Origin of the sequence: Azospirillum oleiclasticum (assembly GCF_013423485.1) — a bacterium.
Classification (GTDB): domain Bacteria; phylum Pseudomonadota; class Alphaproteobacteria; order Azospirillales; family Azospirillaceae; genus Azospirillum; species Azospirillum oleiclasticum.
The window spans coordinates 209,207-223,809 of sequence record NZ_JABFFR010000027.1 but is presented as its reverse complement, the minus strand read 5'-3'; the positions used below and the strand labels follow the sequence as shown (position 1 = coordinate 223,809).

General features: G+C 63.6%; 12 protein-coding genes. All 12 read right to left on the bottom strand.

The genetic code is table 11. From position 1 onward, the window contains the following. Positions 1–39 precede the first annotated feature (39 nt). The 12 genes from HL658_RS25205 to HL658_RS25150 all read right to left on the bottom strand — a co-directional run bounded on the left by HL658_RS25205 (position 40) and on the right by HL658_RS25150 (position 14,567). On the bottom strand, positions 40–2,400 hold the full coding sequence (locus HL658_RS25205; RefSeq protein WP_180283904.1) for a methyl-accepting chemotaxis protein: 2,361 nt from the start codon (positions 2,398–2,400) through the stop codon (positions 40–42). A 233-nt stretch (positions 2,401–2,633) separates the two neighbouring features. Further along, positions 2,634–3,959 carry a pyruvate dehydrogenase complex dihydrolipoamide acetyltransferase gene (locus tag HL658_RS25200; RefSeq protein WP_180283903.1) on the bottom strand — a complete coding sequence of 442 codons (1,326 nt, stop codon included), beginning with the start codon at positions 3,957–3,959 and terminating at the stop codon, positions 2,634–2,636. A gap of 4 nt (positions 3,960–3,963) precedes the next feature. Next, positions 3,964–5,919 (bottom strand): alpha-ketoacid dehydrogenase subunit alpha/beta, encoded by a 1,956-nt coding sequence (locus tag HL658_RS25195; RefSeq protein ID WP_211109842.1) that lies wholly within the window; start codon positions 5,917–5,919, stop codon positions 3,964–3,966. A gap of 197 nt (positions 5,920–6,116) precedes the next feature. Then, entirely contained in the window at positions 6,117–6,539 is a 423-nt protein-coding gene (locus HL658_RS25190) for a VOC family protein (protein WP_180283902.1), read from the bottom strand. Positions 6,540–6,574: 35 nt separating this feature from the next. After that, complete coding sequence (locus tag HL658_RS25185) at positions 6,575–7,711, bottom strand: NADH:flavin oxidoreductase/NADH oxidase (protein ID WP_180283901.1); 1,137 nt, start codon at positions 7,709–7,711, stop codon at positions 6,575–6,577. Positions 7,712–8,228: 517 nt separating this feature from the next. Continuing rightward, positions 8,229–8,900: a TetR/AcrR family transcriptional regulator gene (locus HL658_RS25180; protein ID WP_180283900.1), complete on the bottom strand. Its 672-nt coding sequence runs from the start codon at positions 8,898–8,900 to the stop codon at positions 8,229–8,231. 165 nt (positions 8,901–9,065) lie between these two features. After that, positions 9,066–9,920, bottom strand: a complete 855-nt coding sequence (locus HL658_RS25175) for an alpha/beta hydrolase (protein ID WP_180283899.1) — start codon at positions 9,918–9,920, stop codon at positions 9,066–9,068. Continuing rightward, positions 9,917–11,101, bottom strand: a complete 1,185-nt coding sequence (locus tag HL658_RS25170) for an acetyl-CoA C-acyltransferase (RefSeq protein ID WP_180283898.1) — start codon at positions 11,099–11,101, stop codon at positions 9,917–9,919. The genes HL658_RS25175 and HL658_RS25170 overlap by 4 nt, the downstream gene beginning before the upstream one ends. A 135-nt stretch (positions 11,102–11,236) precedes the next feature. Continuing rightward, a complete protein-coding gene (locus HL658_RS25165; protein ID WP_180283897.1) occupies positions 11,237–11,932 on the bottom strand; it encodes an ABC transporter ATP-binding protein in 696 nt (231 codons plus the stop codon). A 3-nt stretch (positions 11,933–11,935) separates the two neighbouring features. Then, positions 11,936–12,694 carry an ABC transporter ATP-binding protein gene (locus tag HL658_RS25160; protein ID WP_180283896.1) on the bottom strand — a complete coding sequence of 253 codons (759 nt, stop codon included), beginning with the start codon at positions 12,692–12,694 and terminating at the stop codon, positions 11,936–11,938. Then, positions 12,691–13,695, bottom strand: a complete 1,005-nt coding sequence (locus HL658_RS25155) for a branched-chain amino acid ABC transporter permease (RefSeq protein ID WP_180283895.1) — start codon at positions 13,693–13,695, stop codon at positions 12,691–12,693. Before HL658_RS25155 ends, HL658_RS25160 begins: the two co-directional genes overlap by 4 nt. A gap of 5 nt (positions 13,696–13,700) precedes the next feature. Further along, entirely contained in the window at positions 13,701–14,567 is an 867-nt protein-coding gene (locus HL658_RS25150; protein WP_180283894.1) for a branched-chain amino acid ABC transporter permease, read from the bottom strand. Between the last annotated feature and the right edge of the window lie 36 nt (positions 14,568–14,603).

Genomic DNA, 14,603 nt, shown 5'->3' with positions numbered 1-14,603 from the left:
AAGCAGCCTGAATACAGTTGCCGGGAATCCCGGGGCGGTTCATCCGGCGCGCAGGTGGCCGAGGAAATCGTCGACTTGCCGCTTCAGGGTGTCCGCGTCCCGCGCCAATCCGGTGGCCGCCGACAGGACGGTGTTTGCCGCCACCTGCGTCTTCTCCGCCCCCTCGCTCACCCGCGTCACATTGGAGGAGACGTCCGTCGTCCGCACGGTGACGGTGCGAAGGCTGTCGGCGATCGATCTGGTCACCACCTCCTGCTCCTCGATCGCGGTCGCGATGGTGCCGGTGCCCTCGTTCACGCGCTCGATCACGCGGATGACGCTGGCGATGGCTTGAGACGCTTCTCGCGTCACCTCCTGGATCGCGGCGATCTGGGCAGTGATCTCGTCGGTGGCGTGAGCGGTTTCGCTGGCAAGCTGCTTGACTTCGCTCGCCACGACCGAGAAGCCGCGTCCGGCCTCACCCGCCCTCGCCGCTTCGATCGTCGCGTTGAGCGCCAGAAGGTTGGTCTGGGCGGCAACGCTCCTGATGAGATGAATGATATCCGCAATCCGCTCGCCGGCGCGTGAAAGACTGGCAAAGCGGTCGTTGGCGCGTTCCGCCTCCCGGTTGGCCTGGGCGGCCGTTTCGACGAAGCGCTCGACCTGGAGGCCGATTTCCGCCGCGGAGGAGGCCAGCTGCTGCGCCGCGGCACCGACCACCTGGACGTTCGTAAGCGCGTCGGAGGCACCAGCGCGCGCCTCCAGCGCTTCATGGCGGTTGTGTTCAGCGGTGGCGGTCAGTCCCGTTGCAACGTCGCGCATGGCGCCGGCGGCGGTGCTCACCGACAACACCACGTTGCCGACCGTGTTTTCGAGGCGGTGGGCCAGTGCTGCCACCGCCTGGTGCTTCTCATCCTCGGATTGCCGCTTGAGCGCCTCGCGCTCCTCCGCCATACGGCCCATCGCGATCGCATTGTCACGGAACACCGCCACGGTTTCGGCGACGGCGCGCAACTCGTCGCGACGGTCGCGGCCCGGCACCTCGATGCCGGTGTCGCCCTGGGCGAGGCGCTGCATCACGGCGACGATACGCGCCAGGGGCACCGTGATCCCCCGCCCGATCAGCAGGGCAAGCAGGCAGCCGAGCACGAGCGCCGCGATCGCCCCGACGGCCAGGGTCATGGTCACGCGGGCGCGCTCCGTCGCCATCAGCCGGAGTTGCCCATCCCCGATGCGTGCAGCAGTCTCCACCGCGGCTGCCGCCTCGGCGAGCAAGGCACGGGCCATCGCCCGCTCCTCGTCGAGCGTCCCGGCAAGCTCGTGCAACTCCCCGCGATAGGATTTCATGCGTTCGCTGAGATCCTTGACGGTGGCGCGCGTCTCTTCTTCATTGATGCCGTAGGACAGCTCCCGGGCCGCCGCTTGGACCTTCCCGGCCACCAGTTCGGCCTCGGCAAGCGTCGCGTCCGACGGATCGCTCAGCAGCATCAACTGCGCTGCCCGAGCCTGATGGGTCAGAGAAAGCACCGCCGCCGCGGTCTTGCGAAGATCGATGGCCCATTGCAACGTGTCCTGCGCATTCGTGAATTCCGTTTCAAAGGAAACCTGCCGGTCGCGCAGAGCCGCCTGCATGGCGGTGGACCGCTCCAACAACCGCTCGGACGGCCCGACGAACCGGTCCGGCCCCGCGCCGCCGCCCGTGGCCTCGAGCGCCCGGCCGTAGGCATCGATCAGCGACCGGCCGCCGTCTTCAGGGCGTTCGCCCGGCGGCAGCGCCTCGGCCACATCGCTCATGGTCACCTTGACGATGCCGAGTTGGCGGGCCAACATCGCCGGCGGGATGTTCGTGGTCTGCATGCGCTGCAGGCGGAGAATCTGCTCGGTCAGGGTGGTGGCCGTGTCCATGGCCTTGCCGTTCTCCTTCTGGCTGGCACGGGCGGACGTGGCAAGCGCGATCGCGGCGGCAAGGCGGGTATCCTGCGCCGCCACCACCGCGCCCGAAACTTCCTGGAAACGTTCGGCGATCCGCCGATGCTCGGCGACCAGCGCTACGCGGCGCCTGTTCTGGTCCACATAGGCGATGATCCGGGCGTCGACATCGGTCACGAAGGCGGCGAGCGCCTCAAGATCGTCGTCGTCCTGATATCCGGCCTCGAACCGCCGATGCAGGGCATCACGCAGGTTCCTTATCTCCGCAAGCCGCTTTTGCGCACTGGTGAAGTCGACCTCGGCCCGGGATGAAACCGCCTGGGACACCTCCAGGGAGAAGGCGTGAATTTCATCGGACAGCGTCTGCGCGGATGTCGCGATGTCCACGCTTCCCGCGAAGATCTGCAGGCCGCGCCAGCCGTTGCCGGCCATCATCAAGGCAATCCCGAGCATCAAGGCGAACCCACCCAATATCCGCTGTTTTATCGACATGAGGATCGCCTCCCTGCACGAGATTATTTTGGAGCAGATTTCGTAATATTCGCCACCAGAACACGAATTCTGATAAAATGAAAATGTCTTTTATTAACAGTAAGATGCGGAAATTCAGTCTTTACAGCGATTTGACTGGGTTTCCTGGATCCTCGGTCAAGCCGGGGATGACGGTGAAAGAGGAAGGGCGCCTGCGAAAACCCCGCTTCCAAATGGTCTCCTGAACGTGTTCTTCATACCAGCATGCTCAAAGGGTTTTCGATGCAACTTTTGAAAGCCGCAAGCAGCTTGGCGCCGAGAGCGCCGTCGATTGCTCGATGGTCGATCGACAGAGTCACCGACATGACGGTCGCACCCTGGACCGCTCCGTCTTTCATGATCGGGCGCTGTTCGCCGGCGCCGACCGCCAGGATCGTGGCGTGCGGCGGGTTGATGACAGCGGAAAAACTCCTGGTACCGAACATGCCGAGATTGGAGACGGCGGTCGTACCGCCCTGATACTCCTCGGGCTTCAGCTTTCGGTCGCGGGCGCGTGCGGCCAGGTCCTTCATCTCGTTGGAAATCGCCGACAGCGATTTCTGCTCGACTTTGCGGATGATCGGGGTCACCAGCCCGCCGTCGATGGCGACGGCGACGGCCACGTCGGCATGCCTGTGCATGACCATATCGGCGTCGGTCCAGGAAACGTTGGCACCGGGAACCGCCACCAGGGCCAGCCCCATCGCCTTGATGACCATATCGTTGACCGACAGCTTGTAGCTCGGCACCTCGCCGGCAGCGCTCCCGCGCATCGGGGAGGCCGCATTGAGCTGCCGGCGCAGTGCCAGCAGCGCGTCGAGCTCGCAATCGGCCGTCAGATAGACATGTGGGATCGAGGACTTCGCCGCCACCAGCCGCCGGGCAATGGTCTTGCGCAGGTTGTCATGCGGCTTGAGCTCATAGCTGCCTTCCTCGAACAGGCCGAGGATCCGGTCCTCCGGCACCGCCGACGTTCGGACCGGCATCGCAGCCGGTTTGGCCGCAGGCTCCGCCCTCCCCTCATCGGCCCTTTTCAGCGCGCCGACGGCCAATGCCGCGTCGACGTCCCGTCTGAGTATGCGGCCATAGGGCCCAGAGCCCTCGATCGTCGCAATGTCGACTCCCGCATCCTTCGCCACCCGCCGCGCCAATGGCGAGGTCCGCACGCGCCGACCATTCGATCGCGGCGTCGCCGACGGCCGCGGCTCAGGCTTGGCATCGGCCGGGGCCGGCAGGTCACGCGGCTTGTCAAGCCGGCCGTCACCCGCCTTCGCCGGAGCGGCAGCCCCGATATCCTCGCGGTCGCCGTGGAGGATCGCGATCGGAGTATCGACCTTGACGCCTCCGGTGCCCGCCTCGATCAGGATTTTGGCAAGCGTACCCGCTTCGGTCGCCTCGATCTCCACCGTGGTCTTGTCGGTCTCGATCTCGGCGATCACATCGCCGGAGGCGACGCGGTCACCTTCCTTGACCAGCCATTTGGCCAGCGTTCCCTCCTCCATGGAAGGCGAAACCGCCGGCATAGCGATGTTGATCGGCATCAGACTATCTCAACACTGCGCGTGCAGCCTCAACGATCCGGTCGGTCGACGGAATTACCGAGGCCTCAAGCTTGTGGTTGAATGGAATGGGAACATCCGGGGCGCCGACGCGGGCAACCGGGGCATCCAGCCAATCGAATGCCTTCTCCATGACCAGGGCGGCCACCTCCGCCCCAAATCCCCAGCCCGTGCATCCCTCGTGGACAACCACCAGGTGATTGGTTTTCCGCACCGACGAAAGAATCATCTCCTCGTCGAGAGGCTTCAATGTTCTCGGGTCGATGATCTCGGCGCTGATGCCGTCGCGTTCCAGCTGCACCGCAGCCGCCAAGGCGCGGCTGACCATCATCTGTGTCGCCAGGATCGTGACGTCGGACCCTCGCCGCTTGATGTCGCCTCTGCCGATGGGGATGGCATAGGCTTCCTTTGGCACCGGCGCGGTTTGCCCGTCCACATACAGCCTTTTATGCTCGAGAAAGATGACCGGATTGTTGTCCCGAATGGCTGAAATCAGCAGCCCCTTGGCGTCGAAGGGGGTCGAAGGGGCGACCACGACCAGGCCTGGGACGTGGGCAAACCAGGCTTCGAGGGATTGGCTGTGCTGGGCGGCGAGCCTGATGCCCCCTCCTTGCGGACCGCGAACGACAAGCGGTACCTGCGGCACTCCGCCGTTCATGAAACGGTACTTGGCAGCCTGATTGACGATCATGTCCATCATCTGCGTGACGAAATCGAAAATCTGAACCTCGACGACCGGCCGCATCCCGGCTATGGCCGCGCCGACGCCGGTACCGCAGAAGCCGGCTTCCGATATCGGCGTATCACGCACCCGATCGCGGCCGAAGCGTTCGACAAGCCCCTTCGTGACCTGGAAGATTCCCCCGGTTTCCGCGATGTCCTCGCCCATGAGGAAGACCGAAGGATCACGGTCCATCTCCTGCGCCAGCGCCTCGTTCAGCGCCTGCGTGTAGGTAAGCTCCCGCGTTCCCCGCCCGGTCGGCTCCGCGTGGGAGAGATGGGGCGCATAAACGGCGGCGGCCAGGATGTCCGGTTCGGGTTCCGGACTTGCCATGCCGAATGCGACGGCCGCCGTTATCTCGGCCTCGACGGCGGCGCGGATTTCCTGCGCGCGATCACGCCAGACTTCGCCTTCGGCGGTCAGACGGCGTTCCATCAGTACGATGGGATCCCGCTCTTCCCACGATTTCCTGGCCTCGACGCTCCGCGGTTCGCGCAGATTGTCGCGCATGCTGTGGGGCCCCCACCGCCATGTCATCGCCTCGATCAGGCTCGGACCACCACCGTTTCTCGCAAGCTCGACCGCTTCGCCGACGGCCTCGTACACCGCGACCGCATCGTTTCCGTCGATCGTCGTCCCCGACAACCCGTAGCTCGATGCCCGCCTGGCGATCCGGTCGACCGATGTCGTCTCGGAAAATGCCGTGTTGAGGGCATAGTGATTGTTTTCACAGATGAAGATCATCGGCAGCCGCCAGACGGCCGCGAGGTTCAGTGATTCGTGGAACACACCCTGGTTGGCCGCCCCGTCGCCGAAATAGGCAACCACCACGGCATCCGTTCCCCGAAGTTTCGAGGCAAGGGCGGCGCCGGTTCCGATCGGCATCGTCGCCCCGACGATGCCGTTCGCACCCAGGATGTTCAGACTGAGGTCAGCCACATGCATCGACCCGCCAAGACCGCCGCAATAACCGGTCGAGCGGCCCAGAAGCTCCGCCATCATGCGGTCGGTGCTCGCCCCCTTGGCAATGCAATGGCCATGACCGCGGTGATAGCTGCCGATATAATCTCCGGCCGCAAGATTGAGCGAGGCTCCGGCAGCGATCGCCTCCTGGCCGGCGTAACTGTGCGCGGTTCCCTTGACCTTGCCCGACAGGAAAAGGTCGGCCGCCGTTTCCTCGAAGCGTCGGATACGCACCATTGTCTCGAAGAGACGAAGCATCGTCTCCGGGCCTGCCCCTCCTCGCAGGAGAGGAGAGGCAGGAGCCTCCAAGACCGACTTCGCCCCGGTGATGTGCTCGAAGCTGCGCGATGACATGAGGCAACGACCTTTCGGCTTGGCGCTCAAAGGCCAAGGGAATTTTCTGACAATGATGTGAGGCAGTCTTGCCTGGGAGAGTGACGAGATAATCCCTTCACTTATCGTTCCAGCATCTCCCGGCTCGGCTGGAACACTTCAATCTGCACGCCCGCCATCGATTTCGGGTGGACGAAGTTCACAAGACCCATCGCTGCGTCGATGGGTTCTTCCATGAGGAATTTTACCCCCTTGCCTTTCATCTCGGCGGCATCTTCGCCGTAATTGTCCACCTCGACCGACAGCAGGAACAGTCCCTCCCCTTTCTTTTCGACAAACTTGGCAATCGAGGTTCCCTCTTCCTTCGACGCGATCAGGTTGATGCAAAAATCACCCACCTTGATTTCATTGCCATCCAACCCGGGAACAGCGAAGAATTTCTCCCCGATCGGGCGGGCTTTGACGTTGAAGAAGGCTTCATATTTCCTGGTCGCCGCTTCCAGATCGGCCACGGCGACGTTCACTCCATAGATCTTCGTAATCATCTTGACTTTCCTGATTTTCGAGGTTCGAGGATTTTCTACGCGATGGCCTTCAGCGGCCAGTATTTCGGGTCCACACGCGCTTGCAGACCTGTCGGCAGCCAATCCACGCCGAGCTCTCTTGCGGCATGCCAGCCCCATTTCGGGTGGTCGATGAACGCACGCCCTATGGCCACCAGGTCGGCCTTGCCGGACCGGATGATCTCGTCGGCTTGCACCGGCGACGTGATCGTCCCGACGGCCACCGTCGTTATGCCCGTTCCACGTTTCACCGCTTCGGCGAGGTGGACCATGTATCCGGGATCCTGCCGCGGATAGATTGCGTTGGGTGCGGCACCGCCGCCGGAAACGGTGACATAGTCAACGCCGATCCCCTTCAGTTCCGCGGCGAACGCGACGGCGTCCTCTATCGAATTTCCATCCGGAGACCAGTCCGACCCGTTGATCCGCACGCCCAGCGGCTTGTTTCCGGGGAGAGCCCCCCGCACCGCCGCCACCACTTCGAGGGGAAAGCGCATCCGGTTCTGCAGGCTGCCGCCATAGGCGTCATCCCGCTTGTTCGAGACGCGGCTTAGAAAACTGTGCAGGAGATAACCGTGCGCGCCATGGATCTCGATCATGTCGAAGCCGCAGCGATCCGCACGCAAGGTCGAGGCGGCGAAGGCCTGCTTGATGCGGCCCATTCCCTCTTCGTCCAGCATGTCCGGCGTCTGCCAATGCGTGTCGAACGGAACCGGGGACGGCCCATAGGGAGCCCACGCCCCGGCCTCCACCGGCAGGGGACCGCCGCCCTTCGACCGGTCCGCCGGAAACATCCCATCCCGATTGTCGAGTATGGGATAGGCGGATGCCTTCCTGCCGGCATGGCCAAGCTGTATTCCCAGCGGCGTGCTGCTGAAGCGCCTGACATCGGCGACGAGCCCGGCGAGGGCAGCCTCCTGCTGGTCGTTGTAAAGGCCGATGCATCCCAGACTGATGCGTCCCGCCGCCTCGACCGCCGTCGCTTCCATGACCGCCAACCCGGCGCCGCTCAACACCATCATTCCGACGTGGGTCCGGTGCCATGGCCCTGAGATGATCCCTTCCCTTGCCTGGTATTGGCACATGGGCGAGATCATGATGCGGTTGTTGAGGGCCAGGCCGCGCAACGCAAGCGGCTCAAACAAGAATGCCATGCCTCGCGTCCTCTCCTGATGTTTGAAACAATCGGAACAGGCGGCGCCCGTGATGCCTGCTCATCCGAATGGTGAATCGCGTATTCGACCAGTCCGGTCGCCACGAAACCCACCCCGCAGCGATCGATTGTTTGGTTGGAATTCATGGCTGTCCGACAAACACCTGGAAGCGCCGCTGCCAAGTCGTCAGAACGAGTTCTTCATTACCTGCCATAGAACCAACTTCAGGTTATACAGACGGCAAACTGTCTGTCAAACAAAAAATGAAATATGAGCCATTATTCATTTTTTGACGCCGGAAAACGGGGCGATTGGCGAGCCGAGGCTAACGAGTCAGACTGTGATCGGTCGAAAGGTGCGCCCTTGCCGGCATCGCCAGCGTCGTCGTCTTGCATGAACGCATCGGGCCGGTCGCGGGATTGGGTCGGACCGCGCTCTCACCCGTCGACGCGCGTCTTACAAATCCAGCGGACAGCTGGAGGCCCTTGGTGATGGCAAAGCATTGCGAAGCGGCGGGTCAGGAAGCACCCTGACCGGCATTGATCCGCTTGCCCGGTTCACCGGCGTCGACACGCGGCCCCACTCCATTGCGCAGGATGTTGATATAGGCCTTGACGACACGCTTCACCACGTCACCATCGGTCTGATTTGCCGCGATGATGTGCTGATAGAGGTAAGCTCGTGCCGCAATCATCATGTAGGTGAGCACTTCCTCTTCATAGTCCTCAAGGGGGCGCAGCTGCTTCTCGGCCCGCGCCCGGCGCAGCACCTCGGAATATTTCTGCGCGGCGAGACTGTAGTGATAGTGGGCCGCTTTCGGCGACACCAGGTCCGTCTCGTAGAGAATCCGGAAAAAGCACTTATCCTGTGTCATGAACTCGAAGAAGGCGGTTGCCCCGCGCTCCTCGAGCTCGAAAAAATCAGCCGCTCCGTGCAGCCGACTTTTGATGTGCTCCATCATTTCATCGGTTATCGCGGGGAGAAGCTGGTCGAACAGGTCCTGTCGGGACTCGAAATAGAGATAGAAAGTGCCTTGAGCGAGGTTGGCCTCCTGCGTGATCCGCCCGATGCTCGCCTTCGCATAGCCATAATTGCCAACGACGTGAGCCGCCGCCTTGAACAGGGCCTTCCTATTCTCATCAGCCTTTTCGGCACGATTGAGCTTTTTCTGTCTTTTTTCCCGCGGCAACGCTTCACCTCTGTCAGACGCCCGATGATCCGCCCGGGGAGGCGAAAAATCCCCGGCTTTTTTACGCGTCCGGCGGCGGAAGAGTCAACAAATTGAACCACGATTCGCCGTTCACACCGCCATTGTGTTTGCGCAGAACGTGCCACCCTCCAGTCCAACCCGATGTCATGCCGTGGTATTCGAGCCGATGAAATCCAGAAGCGACGCTGTGAAAGAGTCGTTCTCATCACCGACGATCATGTGATGGGCGTCGGCCAGCGTCTCGTATCTTGCGTGCGGTACAAGGGTCAGGAATTCCGCGACGGAGTCGAGACTGACCACGTGGCTATGGCCGCCCCGTACGAGCATGACCGGCATCGTCATACGCCTCGCCGCATCCGCCAGCCTTTCGTGTTCGAGCGGCACTGTGGCGATGGAATCGGGCTCGGTCAGGACCTGCGGATCCCAGTGCCAGCGCAGCCGGCCGTCGGCGGAACTCCGCAGGTACTTTTCCAGCCCGGCATGGCTCACCGGCTTGGGTCGGTTCGGCACGTAGTCCGATACAGCGCTTGCGGCTTCGGCAACGGAATCGAACCCCCGATGAATGTGCCTGCGCATGAACCCGAGAATTCTGTCGGATCCGACCCGTTCGATGCGCGGCGCAACGTCCACCAGAATCACCGCGGCGAACGCGGCGGCGGCTTCTCCTGCCGCCAGCATGGCGGATATCCCGCCGAGCGATGCTCCAACCACGATGGGCGGCCGATCGAACACCGAAGCCACGTCGCAGAGATCATCACGGAAACGCGAGAGCGAGTAGTCGCCGTTCGCATCCCAGTCACTCTCTCCATGGCCGCGCAAATCGTAGGCCAGAACGGAATATCCCTGGCGGGCGAGCCTCATGCCCGTACGGCGCCAGGCATGGCGGGTTTGCCCGCCGCCATGCGCCAGGATGATCCCGCCCCTGTCGCCATTCCAAGCCGTTGCGCTCAGTTTCAGGCCCGAGCGCGTCGACAGGGTCCGGGTGGCAGGGCCGGTCATGTTATTTCGAACAGTGCGGCAGCACCCTGCCCACCGCCGATGCACATGGTGACGACGGCATAGCGGACGTTGCGGCGGCGACCTTCGATCAAGGCATGGCCAGCCAGCCGGGCGCCGCTCATGCCATAGGGATGCCCCACCGAAATTGCGCCGCCGTCCACGTTGAGCCGCTCATGCGGGATGCCGAGCGCGTCCCGGCAGTAGACGGTCTGAACCGCAAACGCCTCGTTCAATTCCCACAGGCCGATGTCGTCGATCTTGAGCCCTTGCGCTTTCAACAACGCCCGCACCGCCGGAACCGGGCCGATCCCCATCTCGTCGGGCTCGCAGCCGACCACGGACATCCCACGGAACAGGCCGAGCGGCAGAAGGCCACGCCGGGAGGCCTCCGATGCGCTCATGACCACGCAGGCCGAGGCGCCGTCCGAGAACTGGCTGGCATTCCCGGCGGTCACATGCCGGCCCTCCGGCAGCACCGGCTTCAGCTTGGCGAGATTCTCCAACGACGTTCCGGGACGATTTCCTTCATCCCGTGAAAGCGTCACGGTTTCGCTGCCGGTCAGATTTCCTTCCTTGTCATACAGCAGCTTTTCCGTCGTGAGCGGGACGATCTCGGCATCGAAGCGGCCGGCCAGTTGGGCTTCGGCCGTGCGGCGCTGACTCTCGACCGAATATTCATCCTGCGCAAGCCGGCTGACGCCGTACCGCTCACCGACCGTCTCGGCGGTCTGCAGCATCGACCAGTAGAGCTCCGGCTTGTTCGCGACGATCCACTCTTCCTGCAGGCGGTGCTGGTTGGCGTGTGAATTCTGCACCAGTGACACCGACTCCACGCCACCGGCGACGAGGATATCGGCGCCGCCGGAGCGGATGCGCTCGGCCGCCATCGCGATCGTTTGAAGTCCCGACGAGCAGAAGCGGTTGACCGTCACACCGGGAACGCTCACCGGCAGGCCGGCGCGAAGCGCGATCTGACGCGCGATGTTGGATCCGGTGGCGCCTTCGGGCATGGCGCATCCGATGAGGACATCCTCGACCTGCCCCCCCTCGAGCCCCGCACGCTGCACGGCTTCCGCCACCACATGGCCTCCCAATGTCGCGCCATGCGTGTTGTTGAAAGCGCCCTTGTAGGCACGCCCGATCGGCGTCCGGGCGGTTGATACGACGACTGCGTCCTTCATCATTCTCTCCATAGGATCTTGTCAGGTAATGGAGCAGCCCGGTGCGATCCTTCGCCCAGCCCCCGCCAGCCCCGCCACGGCGGGTGTGGTGGATCGGTGGATCGAAGGTTCGGCTCGCTGCTGTGGTGTGGGTGATCACATGCCCATGCGGCGTGAATATTCCTCGGCCAGCTCGTCGCCACTGCCGGCGGTGCCCACCACCCGCCCCCGCAGGACCACATAGCCGCGGGTGATCTGGCTGCGGATCAAACGGATCGACGGCTCGGCCACGACCACCGCCATGCCGGCGCCGGCAAGTTCGTGAAGGGTCTGGAGAACCGCCTCGATCACCTGCGGCGCAAGCCCCAGCAGAGGTTCGTCGAGCAACAGCACCTTGGGCCGTCCCATGATCGCGCGCGCCAACGCAAGCATCTGCTGCTCGCCGCCGCTGAGGACGCCGCCGGGGAGGTTCTGCCGGCTGCGCAGGATCGGAAAACGGTCCAGCGCCTCCTCCACCCGGTCTTGCGGCAGGCGCATGCTGTCGGCGACGACGCACAGATTCTCGCGGACCGTCAGATGGCTGAACACCTGCCTGCCCTGCGGAACCAGGACCAGCCCCCTGCGCGTCCGTGCATTGGCGTCGAGCGCGGATACATCCTCGCCGTCGAGTTCTATGACGCCGCCCACCGCCTTGATGGCGCCGATCGTGCCCAGGAACAGGCTGCTTTTTCCGGCGCCGTTCGGCCCGACGAGCGCGGTCACCGAACCGGCCGGGCACGCGATGCTCGCGTCGGAGACGGCGACGACGCTGCCATAGCGCACGGAAAGGGAAGAGACCGAAAGTGTCGTCATTGCTCAGCCCACGCCAATGTATGTGCTGCGGAATTCGGCATTGCCCATGCACTCGGCGACGCTTCCCTCGACGGTGATGCGGCCTTGCGACAGCAGCGCCATGCGGTCGACCGTATCGACCAGCAGGTCGATGTTGTGGTCGATCAGAAGGACGGCACACCCGGAATCACGGACGCGCTTGATGGCGAAGATGATGCCCGACGTGCCGGAATCGCCGACGCCCGAAAACGGCTCGTCCAGGACCAGCAGGCGCGGAGACTGCATCAGCGCGCGCGCGACCTCCACCAGCCGCAACTCGCCGAAGGAAACCTTTTGCGCCAGGCGGTCGATATTCTTGAGACCGAGCTCGGACGCGATCTTTTCAATGGCCGGGACATTCACCCGGCAGCCGCCGAGGAGCCCCTGTCCGGCCGCCGTGACGGTCCTGGTCCAGTTCGACAGCAGGCCGGTGCTGCGGCCGACGGCGATGTTTTCGCGAAGCGACATCTCGAAAGCCAGCTGCGGATGCTGGAACGTCCGGGCGAGGCCAAGCTTCGCGCGCTGCGACGGAGAGCCTGCGAGCCTGGTGCCGCCCAGCAGGATCTCCCCCTCGTTGGCTGGCGTGATTCCGGTGATGATGTCGACGAAGGTCGACTTTCCCGCGCCATTCGCGCCGACAAGTCCGAGGATCTCCCCTGGCTCGACATGGAGGTCGACGCCGCGCAGAACCGTCAGCCCGCCGTAGGATTTCTTGACTCCGCTGGCCGTGAAGAGCGGGCTCATGGACGGGCATCCTTCGAGAGACGGAGGCGTTCGAACAGCTGTCCGGCAATCCCCAGGATGCCCTTCGGGGCGATGATGAGGACCGCCAGAGTGAACAGCGCGAAGGTCAGGGCGCCGGGCAGGCCGAAGCCGGTGAAGCCGACGGTGAGGAACACCACGATCCCCGCACCGATGAGCGCCCCCCATGGCGATCCCGTCCCCCCCAGCAGCGGCATGAACAGGACGAGGAACACCACCGAGACCGGGAAGGATTCCGGCACGACGAAACCGTTCGCCAAGGCGAGCACGATGCCGCCGATCGATGCGATTGCGGCACCGATCATCAGGGCGAACAGACGCATCCGCACCGTGGGCACGCCGCTGGCCTCGGCAGCGATCGAGGATTCCCGCTGGACCCGCCAGGCAATGCCGACCGCGCTGCCGCGAATGCGGGAAATACCGAAAGCGATGAACCAGATGACAACCGTCGCAACGACCAGCAGCTGCTCCCGGCCCGTTCCGATCCCGAAGATGTCGGGTGCGCCGAAGCCACCCAATCCCGCGGCCCCTCCGGTCACATCGGTCGTGTTGACGAGCCAGCGCTGAGTCGCGATCCCGAACATCAGCGTGGCCAGCGCGAGATGGAATCCCGAGAGCTTGCGCGTGAGGTATCCGAGTATCCCAGCCAGCACTGCGGAAACAACCAGCGCCAACGGCAGGCTGAACAAGATCCACACTGGCGCCGTGTTCGACAGGATCGCCACCGAATAGGCGCCGACCGCGAAATAGGCATTGTAACCCAGCGACAGGCTTCCGCAGAGATTGAAGGGCACATACATGCCGAGCGCCAGAAAGCCATAGCACAGGGCCAGGAAGGCCATGTCGATGGTGTGTCCGCTGCGAATGCCGAAGAGTACGAACAGGCTGGCCGCGAGCACCGTCAGGGCGATTTCCCAGGTAATCGGGAATCCGGGCTTCGCCGGGGCGATTACCCAAGTGATCGGGAGTCCACGCTTCAACATCGTTGCTAGCTCCTGACCGAAAGATGAAACAGCCCCTGTGGCCGCAAGGTGAGGACGGTGAGGACCAGCAGCAGAAGCACATAGTCCCGATAGGCGCCGCCGAGGTACCGCGCCGAGATCGCTTCGATGAGACCCAACAGGAGACCACCGGCGAGGCAGGCCCAGGCGCTCTTCGAACCGCCGAGCACAAAAGCGATGAAGCCGGCGGTCGCGAACCTCAAATGGCTTTCAATGTCGAGAGCCACGGCAGGGGCCACCAGGATGCCGGCTACGCCGCACAGGAAACCCCCGGTCGACAATGCCGCCAGGCGGATCATGGGGAGCGGCAAGCCCAACGCGCGGGCGCCATGCTCATTGTCGCCGGCGGCGCGCAGCATCCTGCCGTAGCGGCCATAGCGGAGCCAGAACCAGACGCCGGCGAACACCGCAATGGTAGCGGCAAACGCGAACACGCTCTGGTGGTCCAATGAAAAATTGCTGATGCGGAAAACACCGTACAGATAATAATCGCCGGTCACCCCTCGATGCCCGAAGAGAATTCCGGCCACCTGCTCGATGACAAACATCACGGCCACAAACGCCATCACCGGCGCAAATTCCTCCGTCGTCCGTCGAAGTATCGGCCGAATGATAAGATAGTCGGCGAGCACAGAGATAACGACGGCTGACGCGATGGCGGCCGGCACGGCGACCCATGCCGTGACGCCGACTTCCTTGACGAGGTACGCCACTGTCATTCCGCTGAACATCGCGTAGCTGCCCACCGCGAAATTGATCAGCCCGGTCGATCGGAAAAAGACGTAATAGGCCAGAGCGACGAGCGCGAAGAACGCGCCGGCATCGAGACCGGATATGAGAATCGGGAGTTCCATGGCTGAGCCTCACTGTTTTTGCGCGGAGTCTTGAAT

Bases quoted from the DNA above. Each gene is read 5' to 3' on its own strand.
- HL658_RS25150 (WP_180283894.1), bottom strand. From the start codon at position 14,567: ATGGAACTCCCGATTCTCATATCCGGTCTCGATGCCGGCGCGTTCTTC.
- HL658_RS25190 (WP_180283902.1), bottom strand. From the start codon at position 6,539: ATGATTACGAAGATCTATGGAGTGAACGTCGCCGTGGCCGATCTGGAA.
- HL658_RS25185 (WP_180283901.1), bottom strand. From the start codon at position 7,711: ATGGCATTCTTGTTTGAGCCGCTTGCGTTGCGCGGCCTGGCCCTCAAC.
- HL658_RS25205 (WP_180283904.1), bottom strand. From the start codon at position 2,400: ATGTCGATAAAACAGCGGATATTGGGTGGGTTCGCCTTGATGCTCGGG.
- HL658_RS25160 (WP_180283896.1), bottom strand. From the start codon at position 12,694: ATGAGCCCGCTCTTCACGGCCAGCGGAGTCAAGAAATCCTACGGCGGG.
- HL658_RS25175 (WP_180283899.1), bottom strand. From the start codon at position 9,920: ATGACCGGCCCTGCCACCCGGACCCTGTCGACGCGCTCGGGCCTGAAA.
- HL658_RS25155 (WP_180283895.1), bottom strand. From the start codon at position 13,695: ATGTTGAAGCGTGGACTCCCGATCACTTGGGTAATCGCCCCGGCGAAG.
- HL658_RS25200 (WP_180283903.1), bottom strand. From the start codon at position 3,959: ATGCCGATCAACATCGCTATGCCGGCGGTTTCGCCTTCCATGGAGGAG.
- HL658_RS25170 (WP_180283898.1), bottom strand. From the start codon at position 11,101: ATGAAGGACGCAGTCGTCGTATCAACCGCCCGGACGCCGATCGGGCGT.
- HL658_RS25165 (WP_180283897.1), bottom strand. From the start codon at position 11,932: ATGACGACACTTTCGGTCTCTTCCCTTTCCGTGCGCTATGGCAGCGTC.
- HL658_RS25195 (WP_211109842.1), bottom strand. From the start codon at position 5,919: ATGCTTCGTCTCTTCGAGACAATGGTGCGTATCCGACGCTTCGAGGAA.